This window comes from Mesorhizobium sp. M1B.F.Ca.ET.045.04.1.1 (assembly GCF_003952465.1).
Lineage (GTDB): Bacteria > Pseudomonadota > Alphaproteobacteria > Rhizobiales > Rhizobiaceae > Mesorhizobium > Mesorhizobium shonense.
In genome coordinates this window covers 4,725,754-4,743,818 of the sequence record NZ_CP034448.1, presented here as the reverse complement: position 1 = coordinate 4,743,818, position 18,065 = coordinate 4,725,754, and the positions used below count along the sequence as shown (strand labels likewise).

Sequence of the window (18,065 nt, the reverse complement as noted above, 5' to 3'; positions counted from 1 at the left end):
CCATGCGGGCAAGGCCGTTCAGATCCCCCAGCAACGAGGCATTCTTTCCATGGCGAAGATCAAGGTGGCGAACCCGGTCGTCGAGCTCGACGGCGACGAGATGACCCGCATCATCTGGCAGTTCATCAAGGACAAGCTGATCCACCCCTATCTCGACATCAAGCTGGACTATTTCGACCTCGGCATCGAGAACCGCGACGCCACCAACGACCAGGTGACGATCGACTCGGCCAACGCCATCAAGAAATACGGCGTCGGCGTGAAATGCGCGACGATCACCCCCGACGAGCAGCGCGTCGAAGAATTCAAGCTGAAGAAGATGTGGAAGTCGCCGAACGGCACCATCCGCAACATCCTCGGCGGCACCATCTTCCGCGAGCCGATCATCATGAAGAACGTGCCGCGCCTGGTGCCGGGCTGGACCAAGCCGATCGTCGTCGGCCGTCATGCCTTCGGCGACCAGTACCGCGCCACCGACTTCCGCTATCCCGGCAAGGGCAAGCTGACGATCAAGTTCGTCGGCGAGGACGGCACAGTGATCGAGCATGACGTCTACGACGCGCCGAGCGCCGGCGTCGCCATGGCCATGTACAATCTCGACGAGTCGATCCGCGAATTCGCCCGCGCCTCGCTGAACTACGGCCTGCTGCGCAACTATCCGGTCTACCTCTCGACCAAGAACACCATCCTCAAGGCCTATGACGGCCGCTTCAAGGACATCTTCCAGGAAGTCTACGAGAAGGAATTCGAGACCGAGTTCAAGGCGCGCAAGCTCTGGTACGAGCACCGGCTGATCGACGACATGGTGGCCTCCAGCCTAAAATGGTCGGGCGGCTACATCTGGGCCTGCAAGAACTATGACGGCGACGTGCAGTCCGACACGGTGGCGCAGGGTTTCGGCTCGCTCGGCCTGATGACCTCGGTGCTGATGACGCCGGACGGCAAGACGGTGGAAGCGGAAGCCGCGCACGGCACCGTCACCCGCCACTACCGCCAGCACCAGAAGGGCGAGGAGACCTCGACCAACTCGATCGCCTCGATCTTCGCCTGGACGCGCGGCCTCGCCCATCGCGCCAAGCTCGACGACAATGCCGAGTTGAAGCGCTTCGCCGAGACGCTGGAGAAGGTCTGCATCCAGACCGTCGAGTCCGGCTTCATGACCAAGGACCTGTCGCTGCTGATCGGCCCCGACCAGCCCTGGCTCTCGACCAGCGGCTTCCTCGACAAGATCGACGAGAATCTGCAGAAAGCGATGGGGTGAAAAGTGCCGAGCATTGTTGCCAGCGAAAGGGTCCGCCTTTGCGCTGGCAATAACGCCGATCTCTGTCAGGCTATTTTCAAGGCGCATGGGCTAAGTGATCTGAGGAGTGACTTCGTCTGGTCCAGCGACCGGCAAGCACCTCCTTACTACCCCAATGTCGCTACTCTGGATGCCGATGCCGTAACGGTCCAACTTGCGGAAATAGCCAGACTGACATCCGTCCTTGCTACCGGCTTTTCGGTCAAGGACGGGTTCTGCCGTCTCGATCTCCAACCGCTCGGGTTCAGTCAGCTCTTCGAAGCAAGCTGGATCTGGGCGGACCTAAGTCATCCGGCGACGACGCCTTCCGGTTGGGAGCGTGTTGAGGACGCTGCCAGCTTGGAGATGTGGGAATTTGCCTGGGCGGATCGCGCAAGTCCCTCCAACGGCCGTGTCTTTCCAGCGGCAGTCCTGGCCGACCCCGCAATCGCTATCCTTGGCCGACGGACGGCTGACGGCTTTGCCGCCGGCTGCATAGCCAATAGATCCGAGTTGGTGACTGGGTTGTCAAATGTCTTTGCCACGGATGGCAGTCCGACATATCAGGATGCAGTGCGGGCAGCAGCCAATGCGTTTGCTGGATGTCGCGCGCTGGTAGCGTATGACCGCGACGCCGGGTTGGATGAAGCACTGGCCTGCGGCTTTCAGGCCACCGGCCCGCTGCGCATCTGGATACGGGACAGCCAAGACAAAGAGGAGTAGCAAATGACCAAGCCGATCCTCTACGGCGCCGATTACAGCGTCTACGTGCGCATCGCGCGCATGGCGCTGGCTGAAAAGGGCGTCGACTACGAGCTTGTCCCCCTGGACATCTTCGCGGCCGAAGGCATTCCGGCCTGGTATCTCGAACATCACCCGTTCGGCCGCATCCCGGCCTTCGAGCATGACGGTTTTCGTCTCTTCGAGACCGGCGCGATCGCGCGTTATGTCGACGAGGCCTTCGATGGCCCGGCCCTGCAGCCAGATGATCGGCGCCTCCGGGCGCGGATGAATCAGATCATCGGCTTGCTCGACGCCTACGCCTATCGAGCCATGGTGTGGGACGTCGCCGTGGAACGGCTGGAGAAGGCGGCGCCGGACGAAAAACTGATCGCAGGCGCCCTCAAGCAGGCGGAGACAGTGCTCAAGGTTCTGGCCTCGCTGAAAGCAGAAGGACCATGGCTGCTCGGCGACCAGCTGACGCTGGCCGATCTGCACGCGGCATCGATCATCGGCTATTTCCTCAAGGTCGAGGAAGGGCGGAAGCTTCTTGCCCGCTTCCCCGTCTTGCAGGACTGGTGTGATCGTATCGTCGTGCGGACAAGCTTCTCCAATGGGTGAGCTATCCCGCCGCGAGGCGCTGACCGTGGCCAGGATAGTCCGGGTCAACCACGCCGGCGAATTTGGAGCAATCAGGATCTATTCGGCGCAAATCCTCGTCGCCCGGCGCTTCTCGCCCGATTGCGTGCCGTCTTTGTCGGAGATGCTTGGACATGAGCGCCAACATTGCGCCGCCTTCCGTGCCGCCATGCCGGCGCGAAATTCGCGCCCATGTCGCGTGATGCAATTCTGGAGCTGGGGTGGCTGGTTATTGGGCTCTCTCACCGCTCTGCTCGGCCCGCAAGGCATTTGGGCATGCACCGCCGCCGTCGAAGCGACAGTGCACCGCCATCTCGACGACCAGTTCCACTATCTAGCCGAGCGCGACCCCGGGCTGCATGCCATCATCCTGTCGATCCGCGAGGAAGAGCTGGCCCATCTCCATCACGCCGAGGAGCAGCTGCGAGCGCCAGGCCCGCTGCTGCAACTCCTGCGCGTGATGATCGCCGTCGCCACGGATTGCCTCATCTGGCTGTCCACCTGGGGCGACTCCGTCAGAATGGCGCGTGCCCTGAAAGCGGCAAAGCTTTCCTGACGCCCCGGACTAAGCAGCCTCCAGCGCCGCCCTTACCGCCGCGATCGCGTCATTGGCCCTGGAGGCATCGGGGCCGCCGGCCTGGGCCATGTCGGGACGCCCGCCGCCGCCCTGCCCGCCGAGCGCCGCTGAGGCGACGCGCACCAGATCGATGGCGCTGAAGCGGTTGGTCAGGTCCTCGGTGACGGCGACCACCACGCTCGCCTTGTTGTCCTCGCCGGCGCCGACGAAGACGACAACGCCTGAGCCAAGCGTCTTCTTGCCGGCATCGGCGAGAGGCTTCAGGTCCTTCGGCGCGACGCCGCTGACCGCCTTGCCGAGGAAGCCGACACCGGCAACGGTCTCGTTGGTCGGCGGAGCATCGGACACGGCCGTGCCGGCGCCAAGCGCCAGCTTCTTGCGCGCTTCGGAGAGCTCCTTTTCGAGCTTCTTGCGCTCATCGAGCAGCACCTCGACGCGAGCCGGCACGTCGGCCGGCGAGATCTTCAAGGTCGCCGCTGCGGCCTTCAGCCGCTTGTCCTGCTCGTCGAGATGCCTGCGCGCGGCCTCGCCGGTCAGCGCCTCGATGCGGCGCACGCCGGCCGCCACCGCGCTGTCCGACAGGATGCGCACCAGGCCGATATCGCCGGTCGACCGGACATGCGTGCCGCCGCAGAGCTCGACCGAGTAAGGCCGGTTGGCCCTGGCGCCATGCAGGCCCGTGCCCATCGAAACCACGCGCACCTCGTCGCCGTATTTCTCGCCGAACAGCGCCATGGCGCCTTCGGCGATCGCATCGTCGACCGACATCAGGCGCGTCGTCACCGGGCTGTTCTGCACGACGATCTCGTTGGCCATGCGCTCGACATCCTCGAGCTCTTCCGGCGAGATCGGCTTATTGTGCGAAATGTCGAAGCGCAGCCGGTCGGGCGCGACCAGCGAGCCCTTCTGCGCGACATGGGTGCCCAGCACCTCGCGCAGCGCCTCGTGGATGAGATGCGTCGCGGAATGGTTGGCGCGCAGCTTCGAGCGCCGAGCATGATCGACCTTCAGCTCGACAGACGCACCCGTCTTGACCGTGCCGCTCGCCACCTTGCCGATGTGCACGAAGAGGCCATCGGCCTTCTTCTGCGTGTCGGAAACTTCGACCGAGAAGCCGTCGCCGGAGATCACCCCGGTGTCGCCCATCTGGCCGCCGGATTCGCCATAGAACGGCGTCTGGTTGACGACCACGGCAACGGCATCGCCCTGGCCGGCGCTGTCGACGGTCTTGCCGTCCTTGACCAGCGCCTGGACCAGGCCTTCCGCCTCCTCCGTCTCGTAGCCGAGGAAATCGGTCGCGCCCACCTTCTCGCGGATAGGGAACCAGACCGTCTCGGTCGCTGCCTCGCCGGAACCCGCCCAATGCGCGCGCGCCTCCGCCTTCTGCCGCTCCATCGCATTGGTGAAGCCGGCCAGATCGACCGAAATGTTGCGCTGGCGCAGCGCGTCCTGCGTCAGGTCGAGTGGGAAGCCGTAGGTATCGTAGAGCTTGAAAGCCGTCTCGCCATCCAGCATGTCGCCGGCGTGGAGCGTCTCCGTCGCATCCGCGAGCAGGCCGAGACCGCGCACCAGCGTCTTGCGGAAGCGAGTCTCCTCGAGCTTGAGCGTCTCGGTGATCAGCGCCTCGCCGCGCACGAGCTCGGGATAGGCCTGGCCCATCTCGCGCACCAGCGCCGGAACCAGCTGCCACATCAGCGGTTCCTTGGCACCCAACAACTGCGCGTGGCGCATGGCGCGGCGCATGATGCGGCGAAGCACATAGCCGCGGCCTTCGTTGGACGGCAGCACGCCGTCGGCCACCAGGAAGGAGGTCGAGCGCAGATGATCCGCGATCACGCGGAAGGATCCGACGTTCTCCTGGTTGTGACCGTGCCCGAGCGCCGAGCATGCCGCATCGATCAGATGCTTGAACAGGTCGGTCTCGAAGACACTTTCAACCCCCTGCAGGATGGATGCCATGCGCTCCAGGCCCATGCCGGTGTCGATCGACGGGCGCGGCAGATCGATACGCTCATCCTTCGTCACCTGCTCATACTGCATGAACACCAGGTTCCAAAATTCGAGGAACCGATCGCCATCCTCTTCCGGGCTGCCGGGCGGGCCGCCCCAGATGTGCTCGCCGCGGTCGATGAAGATCTCCGAGCACGGCCCGCATGGGCCGGTGTCGCCCATCGCCCAGAAATTGTCCGAGGTCGGGATGCGGATGATGCGATCGTCGGAGAAGCCGGCGATCTTTTTCCAGTAGCCGGCCGCCTCGTCATCGGTGTGATAGACGGTGACCAGGAGCTTGTCCTTCGGCAGGCCGAATTCCTTGGTGATCAGGTTCCAGGCAAGCTCGATCGCGCGCTCCTTGAAGTAGTCGCCGAACGAGAAATTGCCGAGCATCTCGAAGAAGGTGAGATGGCGCGCGGTGTAGCCGACATTGTCGAGATCGTTGTGCTTGCCGCCGGCGCGCACGCTCTTCTGCGCGGTCGCGGCGCGCGAATAGGCACGCTTCTCCAGGCCGGTGAAGACGTTCTTGAACTGCACCATGCCGGCGTTGGTGAACATCAGCGTCGGATCGTTGCGCGGCACCAGCGGGCTGGAGGCGACGATCTCGTGACCCTCCTTGCGGAAGTAGTCGAGGTATGTCGACCGGATGTCGTTCACGCCACTCATGAGTACTGCCTTTTCGCGAGAACCGCCGGCTTGGCCGGCGGCAAATGGGCTTTCGTGTTTCAGACGATAGGTGGCCTTTTAGCCGTAGCTCTTGACCCTGTCCAGAAACACGGAATTGGGCCAATTCACGAGCTGTCCGTGCATGTGTACCGCCCCCGAAACGCAAACCGCCGGCACAAGGCCGGCGGTTCGGGACGCAATACTCAAGAACGCGATTACATAAGCATATACAGATATAATAGGATTGTGGCCAAACTCCGGCCAAGCCGACTAATTGCCTTTGCGCAATTCCGGACGGAAACCGCTGCGCACTCCCCCGGAATTGCCTGGCCTTACATCGCGCCGGCTTCGTCCTCAAAACCGTCGCCGCCGCCTTCGGAACCGCCATTCTCGAGGAATTTCTCCGCAATCAGCCCGGCATTCTGACGCAACGCCAGTTCGATCTCGCGCGCGGTGTCCGGATTGTCGCGTAGGAACAGTTTGGCGTTCTCGCGGCCCTGGCCGAGACGCTGCGAATTGTAGGAGAACCAGGCGCCCGACTTTTCGACCACGCCGGCCTTGACGCCGAGATCGACGAGCTCGCCGGTTTTCGACACGCCCTCGCCATACATGATGTCGAACTCGACCACCTTGAAGGGCGGGGCCAGCTTGTTCTTCACCACCTTGACGCGGGTCTGGTTGCCGACCACCTCGTCGCGGTCCTTGACCGAGCCGATGCGGCGGATGTCGAGGCGCACCGAGGCATAGAATTTCAGCGCGTTGCCGCCGGTGGTCGTCTCGGGCGAGCCGAACATGACGCCGATCTTCATGCGGATCTGGTTGATGAAGATGACCATGGTGTTGGAACGCGAGATCGAGGCGGTCAGCTTGCGCAGCGCCTGGCTCATCAGCCGGGCCTGCAGGCCGGGAAGCGCATCGCCCATCTCGCCCTCGATTTCGGCACGCGGCGTCAGCGCAGCGACCGAATCGACCACCAGCACGTCGATGGCGCCGGAACGCACCAGCGTGTCGCAGATCTCCAGCGCCTGCTCGCCGGTGTCGGGCTGCGAGATCAACAGGTTTTCGAGATCGACGCCGAGCTTGCGGGCATAGACCGGATCGAGCGCATGCTCGGCATCGACGAAGGCACAGATGCCGCCCTTCTTCTGCGCTTCCGCAACCGTATGTAGCGCCAGCGTCGTCTTGCCCGAGCTTTCCGGCCCGTAGATTTCGATGATGCGGCCGCGCGGCAGACCGCCGACGCCGAGCGCGATGTCGAGGCCGAGCGATCCCGTCGGCACGGTTTCGATCTCGACCACCTGCTCGTTGGCGCCGAGCCGCATGATCGAGCCCTTGCCGAAAGCGCGCTCGATTTGCGACAGCGCCGCATCCAGAGCCTTTGATTTGTCCACTGCCTTATCCTCTACAAGCCGCAAAGAATTCTGAGCCATGATACATCACCCCTTGGTCGTCAATGAAGGCCGGACAATCCGTAATCCTTGCCATTTTGTACCTTTTTTGTTCTCATTTGGCAAGAGGCAGCAAATAACTGAAAAATAATCGATATCCGGATTTGTTCTATTTTTGTCTCACTAGAACTGGTGCGCGCCAACACCGCTGGCCCAAAGAGACTTCGATTTCCAGCCGGCCCGAATCGCGACCCGATTGCGGGGCGATGCGGGGAAACCTAGTGTGCGCACGCGAACAATCAACGAAGGTCACCTCTCCCGCATGCCGACATCCCCGAAAATTCTGGCGCTGGGTGGCGCCCATATCGATAGGCGCGGCCAGGTATCGGGCGCCTATGTGCCCGCCGCCTCCAATCCCGGCGTCATGCGCGAGGAGGTCGGCGGCGGCGTCTTCAACGCGCTGCGCAGCGTGGTGAAGCGCGGCGTGTCGGCCTCGCTGCTTTCCGTGCGCGGCGGCGACGCGGCGGCCGAAACGGTCGCATCGGCGATCGCTGGGGCCGGCATTGACGACCTTTCTGTGGTGTTCCTCGACCGCACGACGCCAAGCTACACGGCACTGATCGACAGCGAGGGCGAGCTGATTGTCGGCTTTGCCGATATGGGCCTCTACGACCTCGCCTTCCCCAAGCAGATCCGCCGCGCCAAGGTGCGCGAGGCGATCGCCGAGACGGACGTGATCCTTTGCGACGCAAACCTGCCGACGGCGGCGCTCGAGCGCCTCGTGGCGCAGGCTGGCGAGAAGCCCATCTTCGCCATCGCCATCTCGCCGGCCAAGGTCGTGCGGCTGGCGTCGCTGCTCGACGATCTCTCGCTGCTGTTCATGAATCGCCGCGAGGCGGCAGCGCTTGCCGGCGCCGACCTGTCCGGCCAGGATCTTGTCAATGAGTTGAGACGGGTGGGATTGCGCGCCGGCGTGGTCACGGCCGGCAGCGCTGCGGTGCTGGGCTTCGACCAATCCGGCGTCTTCGCCATCGACCCTCCACCACCGCGACGGGTCGCCGACGTCACCGGAGCCGGCGATGCGCTGACAGGTGCCACGGTTGCCGCGCTGCTGCGCGGCCTGCCCCTGCGGGCAGCACTGCGCGAAGGTGTTGCCGCGGCGATGCTCGCCATCGAGAGCGCCGAGGCGGTGCCGTCCTTCACGGCCGCCAGTTTCGCGCAGGCGCTTGCCCTTGTGCCGGATGCGCGGGAAGTGGCATAGGACCGGCACGCCAGATCAGCTTGCCGGAGCATGCTCCGGATCGGAGACAACCATGACACCCGAAACCGCTCACCCCTTCATCGACATCCATCCGCCGGTGGCGGAGGCGCTCGCCGCCGGGCGGCCGGTGGTGGCGCTGGAAAGCACCATCATCACCCACGGCATGCCCTATCCCGACAATGGCGCGATGGCGGCGAAGGTCGAGCAGATCATCATCGATGGCGGGGTGGTACCGGCGACGATCGCAGTGGTCGACGGCCGCATCAAGATCGGGCTGTCCGACGGCGAGCGCGAATCGCTCGCCATGACCGGCGACGCCATGAAGCTGTCGCGCGCCGATATCGGCTTTGCCGTCGCCCAAAAGCGGACCGGCGGCACCACCGTTGCCGCGACCATGATCGCCGCGCACATGGCGGGCATAAAGGTGTTCGCCACCGGCGGCATCGGCGGCGTCCACAAGGGCGCCGAAAAGAGTTTCGATATCTCGGCCGATCTTGACGAGCTGGCGCGCACGCCGGTGATCGTCGTCTCGGCCGGCGCCAAGGCGATCCTCGACATCGAAAAGACGCTGGAAGTGCTGGAAACGCGCGGCGTGCCGGTCATCGGCCATGCTTGCGAGACCATGCCGGCCTTCTGGTCCCGGCAGTCGCCGTTCCGCGCGCCGCTGACGCTGCATGCGCCTCAGGACATCGCGCATTTCTACCGGACGCGGCAGGCGCTGGGCCTGAGCGGCGGCATTCTGGTCGCCAATCCGGTGCCGCGGAATGACGAGATTCCGGCCGCCGAGATGGACGGCTACATCCACGCCGCGCAGCAAGCAGCCGAGGCGCAGAATGTCACCGGTAAGGCGGTGACGCCGTTCCTGCTGTCAAAGATCCTGGAACTCACCGGCGGCCGCAGCCTCAAGACCAACATCGCGCTGGTAGAGAACAATGCGCGGCTGGCGGCGGAGATCGCGAAGGCGCTGTAGAGGTTATCGAGTTCAAGCGTTGAGCAAGTCCAGCCAACCACGATAGCCTCGTTCCTTCACACCCCCCTCTGGCCTGCCGGCCATCTCCCCCGCAAGGGGGGAGATTGACGTCGCCGCGGCTTTCGCCAATTGCCACCGGTGCAGGAAGAGCGCCTTCAGCGACGTTGCTGATCTCCCCGCTTGCGGGGGAGATGTCCGGCAGGACAGAGAGGGGTGGGCGGGAACTCGACGTTTCCAAAAGTCGCCTCAACCCAAACGTCACTTCCCCGCTCTTCGCCCCGCCTCATAGGCGCGCCGCGCCCAGACGGCCATTTCGTCGGGATCATCAAACGCGCTGTCCGGCACGCTCCAATAGGGCATCGCCACCTCCTTGCCGTGACGTGTGCCCGTATAGGTCCACTGGCTGCAGCCGGCGGCCTCGAAATGCGGAACGCTCTCTTCGTCGGCCTTGAGCATCAGCTCGCCGCGAACGACGACCGCGACGATGACGCCGTCGCAATAGATGCCCTTGCCGCCGAACAGCTTTCGGATGCTGATTAGCCCGAGGCTGTCGAACAGTTCTTCAAGGCGGTCATTGTCCATATCGCAATCATCTCATCCGGCATGGGCCTTGTCATCGCCGCAACCAAAAGCATGCTGACAGGTTGAGACCTGGAAACGGAGTTCCCGCCATGCCTGTCCTGCTCAAAGGCTCCTGCCGCTGCGGCGCTGTCGGCTTCGAAGTGCAAAGCCACACGCCGGTGCCGTTCATGCTCTGCTACTGCTCGATCTGCCGCAAGCAGCAGGGCGGCGGCGGTTTTGCGATCAATCTCGGCGCCGACTACGAGACGATGAGCATCAAGGGCAAGCGCAATCTCGGCGTCTACCGCGCCGAGATCGAGGATGATGAGCATCCGCATTGCGAGGTCTCGACCGGCGAGCGCAATTTCTGCCGTAAGTGCGGTGCGGCACTCTGGCTCTACGACCCGACCTGGCCGGACCTCGTGCATCCCTTCGCTTCGGCGATCGACAGCGATCTGCCTAAGCCGCCGGAAAAGGTGCATCTGATGCTGAAATACAAGGCGAACTGGGTCGAGCCGGTGATCGGCAAGAAGGACAAGGTGTTCGAGGTCTATCCCGAGGAATCGATCGCCGACTGGCACAAGCGGACTGGGATGTGGGTGGACTAGCCTTCTTCTCCCCGTAAACGGGGCGAAGGAAAATCAGGCCGAAGCGCGCGCCTCGGCAAGCGCCTTGAGGTCGGCCGGCTTCAGTTCGACCGATTCGCCGCAACCGCAGGCCGAGCTCTGGTTCGGGTTCCTGAAGGTGAAGCCGGTGCGCAACGTCGTCTGCTCGAAGTCCATCTCGGTGCCGAGCAGGAAGAGCGCCGCCTCCGGCGCGACATAGACATGTGCGCCGTCGCGCTCGACGTGGTCGTCCTTGGGGTTCGGCTCGGACACCAGGTCGATCGTATATTCCATGCCGGCGCAGCCGCCCTTCCGGATGCCGAGGCGAATGCCGTTCGCATTCGCGCGCGTGGCAACGATCTCGCGCACGCGATCCGCAGCCTTGTCGGTCATCGTTATGACGGCGAAGCGTCCCATGTCATTCTCCACGTTCGCGCGGGTTCAAGGCCCGCGGAATGAGTCTGCCCTTAAGATGGTAAAGTTTGACCTAGGGTACAAGTCAACCTCAATACCACCCGACCGCGACCTGCGCCTCTTCCGACATGCGGTCGGGCGTCCACGGCGGGTCGAACACCATGCTGACCTCCACGCCGGAAACGCCTTCGACGGCGCCAACGGCGTTCTCGACCCATCCCGGCATTTCGCCGGCAACCGGGCAGCCCGGCGCAGTCAGCGTCATGTCGATCTTTACCGTGCGGTCGTCTTCGATGTCGATCCTGTAGACGAGGCCGAGCTCATAGATGTCGGCCGGAATTTCGGGGTCGTAGACCGTCTTCAGCGCCGAGACGATGTCGTCGGTCAGCCGAGCCAACTCGTCGGCCGGGATCGCCGAGGCCGAGACGATGCCGTTGCCGGCGGTTTCCGGAGCGGTCTCTGCATTGGTGCTCACATCGTCCATGGTCGTCATCCGAAGAACTTCCGCGCCTTTTCCAGCGCATCGGCCAAAGCGTCGACTTCGGCCCTGGTGTTATACATGCCGAACGATGCCCTGCATGTGGAGGTAACGCCGAAGCGTTTCAACAGCGGCTGGGCGCAATGCGTGCCCGCGCGAACCGCCACGCCCTGCCTGTCGATCACCATCGACACGTCATGCGCATGGATGCCCTGCAATTCGAACGAGATGATGGCGCCCTTGCCGGGCGCATCGCCGAAGATGCGCAGCGAGTTGATCGCCCGCAGCCGCTCATGCGCGTAATTCTTGAGGTCCGCCTCGTGTGCTGCTATGCGCTCGCGGCCGACCTTCTCCATATATTCCAGCGCCGCGCCAAGCCCGATCGCCTGCACGATCGGCGGCGTGCCCGCCTCGAAACGGTGCGGCGGCTCGTTATAGGTGACGATGTCTTGCGTCACCTCCTCGATCATCTCGCCGCCGCCCATGAAGGGGCGCATCTCTTCCAGTCTGTCCTTCTTGCCGTAGAGCACGCCGATGCCCGACGGGCCGTAGACCTTGTGACCGGTGAAGACGAAGAAGTCGCAGTCGAGGTCCTGCACGTCGATCGGCATGTGCACGGCGCTCTGGCTGCCGTCGACCAGCACCGGAATGCCGCGTTGATGCGCGATGCGCACGATCTCCTTGATCGGCGTCACCGTGCCGAGCGCGTTGGACATGTGGGTGATGGCGACGAGCTTCGTGCGGCTGGTCAGCCGCTTCTCGAATTCCTCGATATGGAAGGCGCCGAGATCGTCGACCGGCACCCAGACGAGCTTCGCGCCCTGCCGCTCGCGAATGAAATGCCAGGGCACGATGTTGGAGTGATGCTCCATGATCGAGAGCACGATCTCGTCACCCTCGCCGATCCTAGGCATGCCCCAGCCATAGGCGACCGTGTTGATCGCCGAGGTGGTGTTGGAGGTGAAGACGATGTTGTCGGTGCTCGGCGCGTTCAGAAACCTCTGCACTGACTTCCGCGCGCTCTCATAGGCGTCGGTCGCGGCATTCGACAGGAAATGCAGGCCGCGATGGACGTTGGCATATTCCTGGGAATAGCAGTGATGGATGGTATCGAGCACCACCTGCGGCTTCTGCGCCGAGGCGCCATTGTCGAGATAAACCAGCGGCTTGCCGTAGACCTGGCGCGACAGGATCGGGAAATCGCGGCGGATCGCCTCGACGTCGTAGGGAGCGGTTTCGATCTTCTGGTCCATCACAAGCTCAAAGCCTCATTCCTTCACCCACCCCTCATCCGTCTCGGCGCTTCGCGCCGATCCACCTTCTCCCACAAGGGGAGAAGGTCCGGCGCTCTCCCTTCTCCCCTTGTGGGAGAAGGTGGCCGCGAAGCGGCCCGATGAGGGGTATGGTCGAGGCATGCCTCGACCATTTCACCCGTGCGTCAAAAACCAGCCGTCGAGCCGCGCTTCGAGCGCGTCGACCAGCGCCTCGTCGTCCAGTTCCTCGATCACTTCGGCGACGAATGCCTTCACCAGCAGGCCTCGCGCCGTCTTCTCGTCGATGCCGCGCGCCATCAGATAGAACAGATGGTTGTGGTCGATCTCGGTGACGGTCGCGCCATGGCCGCAGACGACGTCGTCGGCGAAGATCTCCAGCTCCGGCTTGGTCGAGAACTCGCCGTCGTCCGACAGAAGCAGCGTGTTGCAGGCCATCTTGGCGTTGGTCTTCTGCGCGTATTGGTGCACGTTGATGCGCCCTTGGAAGACGCCGCGCGCCTTGCCGGTCACCACGTTGCGCATCACTTCGGTCGAGGTCGTATGCGGCACCGTGTGGTCGAGCACCATCGTGGTGTCGGTATGCGTGTCGCCGGCCAGAAGGTTGATGCCGCGCAGCTTGAAGTCGGCGCCTTCGCCCGTGGTCCTGACCACGACCTCCTGGCGCACGAGCTTGCCGCCGGCATTCATGACGAAGAGCGTCAGCTTCGCATTCTTGCCGATATGCGCCTTGAACTGGGCGAGATGGGTGGCCGTATCGGACTGCTCCTGCACGATCAGCCAGGTCACCTCGGCGCCTTCGTCGAGAACCAGCTGGCTCACCGAGCTGACGAGAGCATCGCTGCCCTCGCCTGCCTGGCGCTCGACGACGATCGCCTTGGCGCCGGCGCCGACACGCGCCAGCAGCCGAACATGCGCCTGGCCGCCGGCCTGCAGGTTCTGCAATTCAATCGGCTTTTCCAGTTGAGTGCCGTCGGCGATGTCGACGAAATAGCCGTCGGCGACGAAGGCCGTGTTCAGCGCGCCGATCGCATCGTCGGCACCGTAACGATCAAGCCCTGGCGCGACGCTGCCGTCGGTCAGCTTTTCCGACAGGCGCTGCACCGTGACGCCTTCGATCTCGGGCAGCTTGGCGTTCGAGACGCCGTTCAGCACCGGCAAAACGGCTGAGCCGCCGAGAACCGGCTCGAGCGCCTTCGCAACCGCCGCGGCTTCGAAGACCGGCACCTTCGTCAGCATTCGGCGCAGGTCGGTATAGTGCCAGGATTCAATGCGCCGCGTCGGCAGGCCGTGCTTGATGGCCTCGATCGCGTCGTCGCGCTTGACCATCACCGCGCCGTCGCCGGGCAGCAGCGACAGCCGCTCGCCGAAGGCATCGATCAGCGCCGTCTCGGCCAGTGTCCGCTGGGGCTGTGCGTGCATGTTCATTGCTCTCGCCTTATTTGGCCCATCTCACGCGGCTTCACCGATCACACCGGCATAGCCGTTGGTTTCGAGATCGAGCGCCAGCGACTTGTCGCCCGACTTGATGACCTGCCCCTTGTAGAGCACGTGCACGCTGTCGGGCACGATGTGCTCGAGCAGGCGCTGGTAGTGGGTGATGACGACGATGGCGCGGTCCGGCGAGCGCAGCGCGTTGACGCCGTCGGCGACGATCTTCAGCGCGTCGATGTCGAGGCCGGAATCGGTCTCGTCGAGCACGCAGAGTTTTGGCTCAAGCAGCTTCATCTGCAGGATCTCGGCGCGCTTCTTCTCGCCGCCGGAGAAGCCGACATTGAGCGGCCGCTTCAGCATGTTGATGTCCATGTTGAGCGAGGCGGCTGCCTCCTTCACGCGCTTCAGGAATTCCGGAACCTTCAGCGGCTCCTCGCCGCGCGCCTTGCGCTGCTCGTTCATCGCCACCTTCAGGAATTCCATCGTCGCGACGCCCGGTATCTCCATCGGATACTGGAAGGCGAGGAAGATGCCGGCAGCGGCGCGCTCGGCCGGATCCATTTCGAGGATCGACTGGCCGTTATAGAGGATGTCGCCTTCGGTGACCTCATAGTCCTCGCGGCCGGCGAGGATATAGGACAGCGTCGACTTGCCCGAGCCGTTCGGGCCCATGATGGCCGCGACCTCGCCGGCTTTGACCGTCAGGTCCAGCCCACGGATGATCTCGGTGCCGTCATCGACGATGCGGGCATGCAAATTCTTGATCTCAAGCATATTTTTTTCCTGAATATCTTTTGCGGTCAGCCGACCGAACCCTCTAGGCTGATACCGATCAGCTTCTGCGCCTCGACGGCGAACTCCATCGGCAGCTGCTGGATGACGTCCTTGACGAAGCCGTTGACGATCAGAGCGATCGCCTCTTCCTCGGGGATGCCGCGCTGCATGACGTAGAACTTCTGGTCCTCGGAGATCTTCGACGTCGTCGCCTCGTGCTCGAACTTCGCCGTCGCGTTCTTGGCCTCCATGTAAGGCACGGTGTGCGCGCCGCACTGGTCGCCGATCAGAAGCGAGTCGCAGTTGGTGAAGTTGCGGGCGTTGGCCGCCTTGCGGTGCGCCGAGACCTGGCCGCGATAGGTGTTCTGCGAGAAGCCGGCGGCGATGCCCTTGGAGATGATGCGGCTCGACGTGTTCTTGCCGAGATGGATCATCTTGGTGCCGCTATCGACCTGCTGGTATCCGTTCGACACCGCGATCGAATAGAACTCGCCGCTGGAATCGTCGCCGCGCAGGATGCAGCTCGGATATTTCCAGGTGATGGCCGAGCCGGTCTCGACTTGCGTCCACGAGATCTTCGAGCGGTCGCCGCGGCAATCGCCGCGCTTGGTGACGAAATTGTAGACGCCGCCCTTGCCCTCGGCGTCGCCAGGGTACCAGTTCTGCACCGTCGAATATTTGATCTCGGCATCGTCGAGCGCGATCAGTTCGACCACAGCCGCGTGCAGCTGGTTCTCGTCCCGCTGCGGCGCCGTACAGCCCTCGAGATAGGAGACATAGGCCCCTTCCTCGGCGATGATCAGCGTGCGCTCGAACTGGCCGGTATTGCGCTCATTGATGCGGAAATACGTCGACAGCTCCATCGGGCAGCGCACGCCCTTCGGCACGAACACGAACGAGCCGTCGGTGAACACGGCCGAATTCAGCGTTGCATAGAAATTGTCCGTGGTCGGCACGACCGAGCCCAGATATTTCTGCACCAGTTCCGGATGCTCGCGGATCGCTTCCGAGATCGAGCAGAAGATGACGCCGGCTTCCGCCAGTTCCTTCTTGAAGGTGGTGACGACGGAGACGGAGTCGAATACGGCGTCGACCGCGACGCGGCCGGACTTGTAGACGTTGTCGTTGGCTTCCTCGAATTCCGAGTCGTCGGTCTTCTGGACGCCGGCCAGAATCTCCTGCTCCTTCAGCGGAATGCCGAGCTTCTCATAGACCTTCAAGAGTTCGGGGTCGACCTCGTCCAGCGACTTCGGACCCGGCGTGCTCTTCGGTGCCGCGTAGTAGTGGATGTCCTGGAAGTCGATCTTCGGATATTTGACGCGCGCCCAGCTCGGCTCTTCCAGCGTCAGCCAACGCCGATAGGCGCCCAGGCGCCATTCCAGCATCCAGTCCGGCTCGCGCTTCTTCGCGGAGATCAAGCGAATAATGTCTTCGTTCAGGCCCTTGGGGGCCTTGTCCGTCTCGATCTCTGTCTGGAATCCGAATTTATACTGGTCGACGTCGATCTTTCGGACTCGATCGATCGTCTCCTGCACAGCAGGCATAAGCGTTCTCCATCCTCGCCGGGGTCAAGGCCCGACAGTTTTCAAACTATGGCACCGCGAAAGGGCTGCTCGTGGCAACCCAGGCGGCGTAGTCTGCATATAGTGTGTTTCCGCCGGGAATTCACCCGGCCAATTTGAAGCACACCACTCTACCAGGCCTACGGCCTGGATTCCGGTCGCCGCCTCAGGCGGCTTTTTCCTTGCCGGCCCGCCGAGCGACGATTCCCGCCAGCGCTGCCCGAAACGCCTCGATCTCCTCGGCACCGGTGGCGCGGCCGATCGAGACGCGCAAGGCGCCAAGACTGTCGCCGCGACCCATCGCCTTCAGCACATGGCTTGGCCCGACTTTCCCCGACGAGCAGGCGGAGCCGGCCGACAGCGCCACGCCTGCAAGATCGAAGGCGATCTGCGCCGTCTCGGCTTTGATGCCGGGAATAGCGAAGAATGTCGTGTTGGCAAGCCTTGGTGCCGCCGCTCCAAAGATTTCCGCGTCCGGAGCGAGTTCCCTGACGATCGCCTCGATCTCGTCGCGATGTCGCGCGATCGCTTCCATGTCATACAGCCCCACGAGCGCCGCCCGGGCCGCGGCGCCGAAGCCGGCAATGCCGGGGAGATTCTCGGTGCCGGCGCGATGACCCTTCTCCTGGCCGCCGCCATTGATCAGCGGCTTCGGCATCATCAGGTCGGACTGAGCGACGATGGCGCCCACGCCCTTCGGGCCGCCGATCTTGTGCGAGGACAGGATCAGGTAGTCGGCGTAACCGGCTGACATGTCTATCGGAATCCGCCCGGCAGCCTGCACGGCGTCGACCACGAGCACACCGCCCGCGGCCTTGACGATCTCGGCGATGCTGCCGACCGGCTGGACCACGCCCGTCTCGTTGTTGGCGACATGGATCGCGACCAGCGGCAGGCCGTCGGCCTGGTCATGAGCTGCGAGCGCCTTGGTCAGCGCCTCGAGATCGGCAATACCGTTGCGATCGACACCGATGCGCGTCACCTGCGCTACCGGAAAGCGCCCGCCGTCGAGCACGCAGGGATGATCGGCTTCCGAGGCATAGAGGCGGCTCATGCGGACCGCGCCGCGCCCCATCTGCCAGTCAGGAGTAAGCAGTGTCGAGGCGGCCTCGGTCGCGCCCGAAGTGAAGACGACATGCTCGGGCCTAGCATTGACCAGCCTCGCCACGTCGCGCCTGGCATCCTCGATCAGCCGGCGCGCCGCGCGGCCCTCGGCATGGACCGACGACGGATTGGCGGCATCGAGCGCGGCGACCATCGCCGTCCGCGCCTCTGCAATGAGAGGCGCGCTGGCGTTGTAGTCGAGATAGGCGCGGGTTGCGGCCATTTTTCCTTCAGTCGATCCCGTCAGCAGCCATTCCGCGAGGATAGCGCGTTATTTCCTTGAAATTGCAAGGCAAGCCGTCCTATTTACCCGGCTTGCGGCGCGGGCGGCCGGACTATTGCGTTTCGGCCACCCAGTTTTGAACAATTC

17 protein-coding genes are annotated in these 18,065 nt (G+C 63.7%); 7 read left to right on the top strand and 10 right to left on the bottom strand.

The features are described 5' to 3' along the window. Nucleotides 1–49 precede the first annotated feature (49 nt). Genes EJ071_RS23335 through EJ071_RS23320 form a run of 4 tightly spaced genes read left to right on the top strand, consistent with a single transcriptional unit; the run spans nt 50 to nt 3,194 of the window. Nucleotides 50–1,261 (top strand): NADP-dependent isocitrate dehydrogenase, encoded by a 1,212-nt coding sequence (locus EJ071_RS23335; protein ID WP_126099974.1) that lies wholly within the window; start codon nt 50–52, stop codon nt 1,259–1,261. Nucleotides 1,262–1,264: 3 nt separating this feature from the next. Beyond that, nucleotides 1,265–2,002 carry a hypothetical protein gene (locus EJ071_RS23330; protein WP_126099973.1) on the top strand — a complete coding sequence of 246 codons (738 nt, stop codon included), beginning with the start codon at nt 1,265–1,267 and terminating at the stop codon, nt 2,000–2,002. Nucleotides 2,003–2,005: 3 nt separating this feature from the next. After that, on the top strand, nt 2,006–2,620 hold the full coding sequence (locus tag EJ071_RS23325) for a glutathione S-transferase family protein (RefSeq protein ID WP_126099972.1): 615 nt from the start codon (nt 2,006–2,008) through the stop codon (nt 2,618–2,620). After that, nucleotides 2,613–3,194 (top strand): demethoxyubiquinone hydroxylase family protein, encoded by a 582-nt coding sequence (locus tag EJ071_RS23320; protein ID WP_126099971.1) that lies wholly within the window; start codon nt 2,613–2,615, stop codon nt 3,192–3,194. Before EJ071_RS23325 ends, EJ071_RS23320 begins: the two co-directional genes overlap by 8 nt. Before the next feature lie 9 nt (nt 3,195–3,203). Here EJ071_RS23320 and alaS read toward each other — a convergent pair whose 3' ends face one another. Both alaS and recA read right to left on the bottom strand, forming a co-directional pair. Continuing rightward, on the bottom strand, nt 3,204–5,873 hold the full coding sequence (gene alaS / locus EJ071_RS23315; protein WP_126099970.1) for an alanine--tRNA ligase: 2,670 nt from the start codon (nt 5,871–5,873) through the stop codon (nt 3,204–3,206). A gap of 332 nt (nt 5,874–6,205) precedes the next feature. Then, on the bottom strand, nt 6,206–7,303 hold the full coding sequence (gene recA / locus EJ071_RS23310; RefSeq protein WP_126099969.1) for a recombinase RecA: 1,098 nt from the start codon (nt 7,301–7,303) through the stop codon (nt 6,206–6,208). Nucleotides 7,304–7,583: 280 nt separating this feature from the next. Between recA and EJ071_RS23305 the strand changes: the two genes are divergently transcribed. Then, nucleotides 7,584–8,522, top strand: coding sequence for a carbohydrate kinase family protein (locus tag EJ071_RS23305; RefSeq protein ID WP_126102692.1), 939 nt, complete (start codon nt 7,584–7,586; stop codon nt 8,520–8,522). 52 nt (nt 8,523–8,574) lie between these two features. Continuing rightward, nucleotides 8,575–9,492, top strand: coding sequence for a pseudouridine-5'-phosphate glycosidase (locus EJ071_RS23300; protein ID WP_126099968.1), 918 nt, complete (start codon nt 8,575–8,577; stop codon nt 9,490–9,492). Nucleotides 9,493–9,750: 258 nt separating this feature from the next. On the opposite strand, the gene EJ071_RS23290 is transcribed toward EJ071_RS23300, so the two are convergent. Further along, complete coding sequence (locus EJ071_RS23290; RefSeq protein WP_126099967.1) at nt 9,751–10,074, bottom strand: TfoX/Sxy family protein; 324 nt, start codon at nt 10,072–10,074, stop codon at nt 9,751–9,753. 89 nt (nt 10,075–10,163) lie between these two features. Between EJ071_RS23290 and EJ071_RS23285 the strand changes: the two genes are divergently transcribed. Then, nucleotides 10,164–10,661 carry a GFA family protein gene (locus tag EJ071_RS23285; protein WP_126099966.1) on the top strand — a complete coding sequence of 166 codons (498 nt, stop codon included), beginning with the start codon at nt 10,164–10,166 and terminating at the stop codon, nt 10,659–10,661. Between the two features lie 33 nt (nt 10,662–10,694). Here EJ071_RS23285 and sufA read toward each other — a convergent pair whose 3' ends face one another. The 7 genes from sufA to EJ071_RS23250 all read right to left on the bottom strand — a co-directional run bounded on the left by sufA (nt 10,695) and on the right by EJ071_RS23250 (nt 17,918). Further along, entirely contained in the window at nt 10,695–11,075 is a 381-nt protein-coding gene (gene sufA, locus EJ071_RS23280; RefSeq protein ID WP_126099965.1) for a Fe-S cluster assembly scaffold SufA, read from the bottom strand. A gap of 88 nt (nt 11,076–11,163) precedes the next feature. Beyond that, nucleotides 11,164–11,556 (bottom strand): SUF system Fe-S cluster assembly protein, encoded by a 393-nt coding sequence (locus EJ071_RS23275; RefSeq protein WP_126099964.1) that lies wholly within the window; start codon nt 11,554–11,556, stop codon nt 11,164–11,166. A gap of 5 nt (nt 11,557–11,561) precedes the next feature. Beyond that, a complete protein-coding gene (locus EJ071_RS23270; RefSeq protein ID WP_126099963.1) occupies nt 11,562–12,803 on the bottom strand; it encodes a cysteine desulfurase in 1,242 nt (413 codons plus the stop codon). 174 nt (nt 12,804–12,977) lie between these two features. Beyond that, complete coding sequence (sufD, locus tag EJ071_RS23265) at nt 12,978–14,249, bottom strand: Fe-S cluster assembly protein SufD (RefSeq protein WP_126099962.1); 1,272 nt, start codon at nt 14,247–14,249, stop codon at nt 12,978–12,980. Between the two features lie 24 nt (nt 14,250–14,273). Next, nucleotides 14,274–15,029, bottom strand: coding sequence for a Fe-S cluster assembly ATPase SufC (sufC, locus tag EJ071_RS23260; RefSeq protein WP_126099961.1), 756 nt, complete (start codon nt 15,027–15,029; stop codon nt 14,274–14,276). A gap of 26 nt (nt 15,030–15,055) precedes the next feature. Then, nucleotides 15,056–16,573, bottom strand: a complete 1,518-nt coding sequence (gene sufB / locus EJ071_RS23255; RefSeq protein ID WP_126099960.1) for a Fe-S cluster assembly protein SufB — start codon at nt 16,571–16,573, stop codon at nt 15,056–15,058. Between the two features lie 184 nt (nt 16,574–16,757). Beyond that, entirely contained in the window at nt 16,758–17,918 is a 1,161-nt protein-coding gene (locus EJ071_RS23250; RefSeq protein ID WP_126099959.1) for a cysteine desulfurase family protein, read from the bottom strand. Nucleotides 17,919–18,065 lie beyond the last annotated feature (147 nt).

What these genes read in the sequence shown, in the direction of transcription:
- EJ071_RS23335 (WP_126099974.1), top strand. Translation starts at nt 50, where the DNA reads ATGGCGAAGATCAAGGTGGCGAACCCGGTCGTCGAGCTCGACGGCGAC.
- EJ071_RS23325 (WP_126099972.1), top strand. Translation starts at nt 2,006, where the DNA reads ATGACCAAGCCGATCCTCTACGGCGCCGATTACAGCGTCTACGTGCGC.
- EJ071_RS23320 (WP_126099971.1), top strand. Translation starts at nt 2,613, where the DNA reads ATGGGTGAGCTATCCCGCCGCGAGGCGCTGACCGTGGCCAGGATAGTC.
- alaS (WP_126099970.1), bottom strand. Translation starts at nt 5,873, where the DNA reads ATGAGTGGCGTGAACGACATCCGGTCGACATACCTCGACTACTTCCGC.
- recA (WP_126099969.1), bottom strand. Translation starts at nt 7,303, where the DNA reads ATGGCTCAGAATTCTTTGCGGCTTGTAGAGGATAAGGCAGTGGACAAA.
- EJ071_RS23305 (WP_126102692.1), top strand. Translation starts at nt 7,584, where the DNA reads ATGCCGACATCCCCGAAAATTCTGGCGCTGGGTGGCGCCCATATCGAT.
- EJ071_RS23300 (WP_126099968.1), top strand. Translation starts at nt 8,575, where the DNA reads ATGACACCCGAAACCGCTCACCCCTTCATCGACATCCATCCGCCGGTG.
- EJ071_RS23290 (WP_126099967.1), bottom strand. Translation starts at nt 10,074, where the DNA reads ATGGACAATGACCGCCTTGAAGAACTGTTCGACAGCCTCGGGCTAATC.
- EJ071_RS23285 (WP_126099966.1), top strand. Translation starts at nt 10,164, where the DNA reads ATGCCTGTCCTGCTCAAAGGCTCCTGCCGCTGCGGCGCTGTCGGCTTC.
- sufA (WP_126099965.1), bottom strand. Translation starts at nt 11,075, where the DNA reads ATGGGACGCTTCGCCGTCATAACGATGACCGACAAGGCTGCGGATCGC.
- EJ071_RS23275 (WP_126099964.1), bottom strand. Translation starts at nt 11,556, where the DNA reads ATGGACGATGTGAGCACCAATGCAGAGACCGCTCCGGAAACCGCCGGC.
- EJ071_RS23270 (WP_126099963.1), bottom strand. Translation starts at nt 12,803, where the DNA reads ATGGACCAGAAGATCGAAACCGCTCCCTACGACGTCGAGGCGATCCGC.
- sufD (WP_126099962.1), bottom strand. Translation starts at nt 14,249, where the DNA reads ATGAACATGCACGCACAGCCCCAGCGGACACTGGCCGAGACGGCGCTG.
- sufC (WP_126099961.1), bottom strand. Translation starts at nt 15,029, where the DNA reads ATGCTTGAGATCAAGAATTTGCATGCCCGCATCGTCGATGACGGCACC.
- sufB (WP_126099960.1), bottom strand. Translation starts at nt 16,573, where the DNA reads ATGCCTGCTGTGCAGGAGACGATCGATCGAGTCCGAAAGATCGACGTC.
- EJ071_RS23250 (WP_126099959.1), bottom strand. Translation starts at nt 17,918, where the DNA reads ATGGCCGCAACCCGCGCCTATCTCGACTACAACGCCAGCGCGCCTCTC.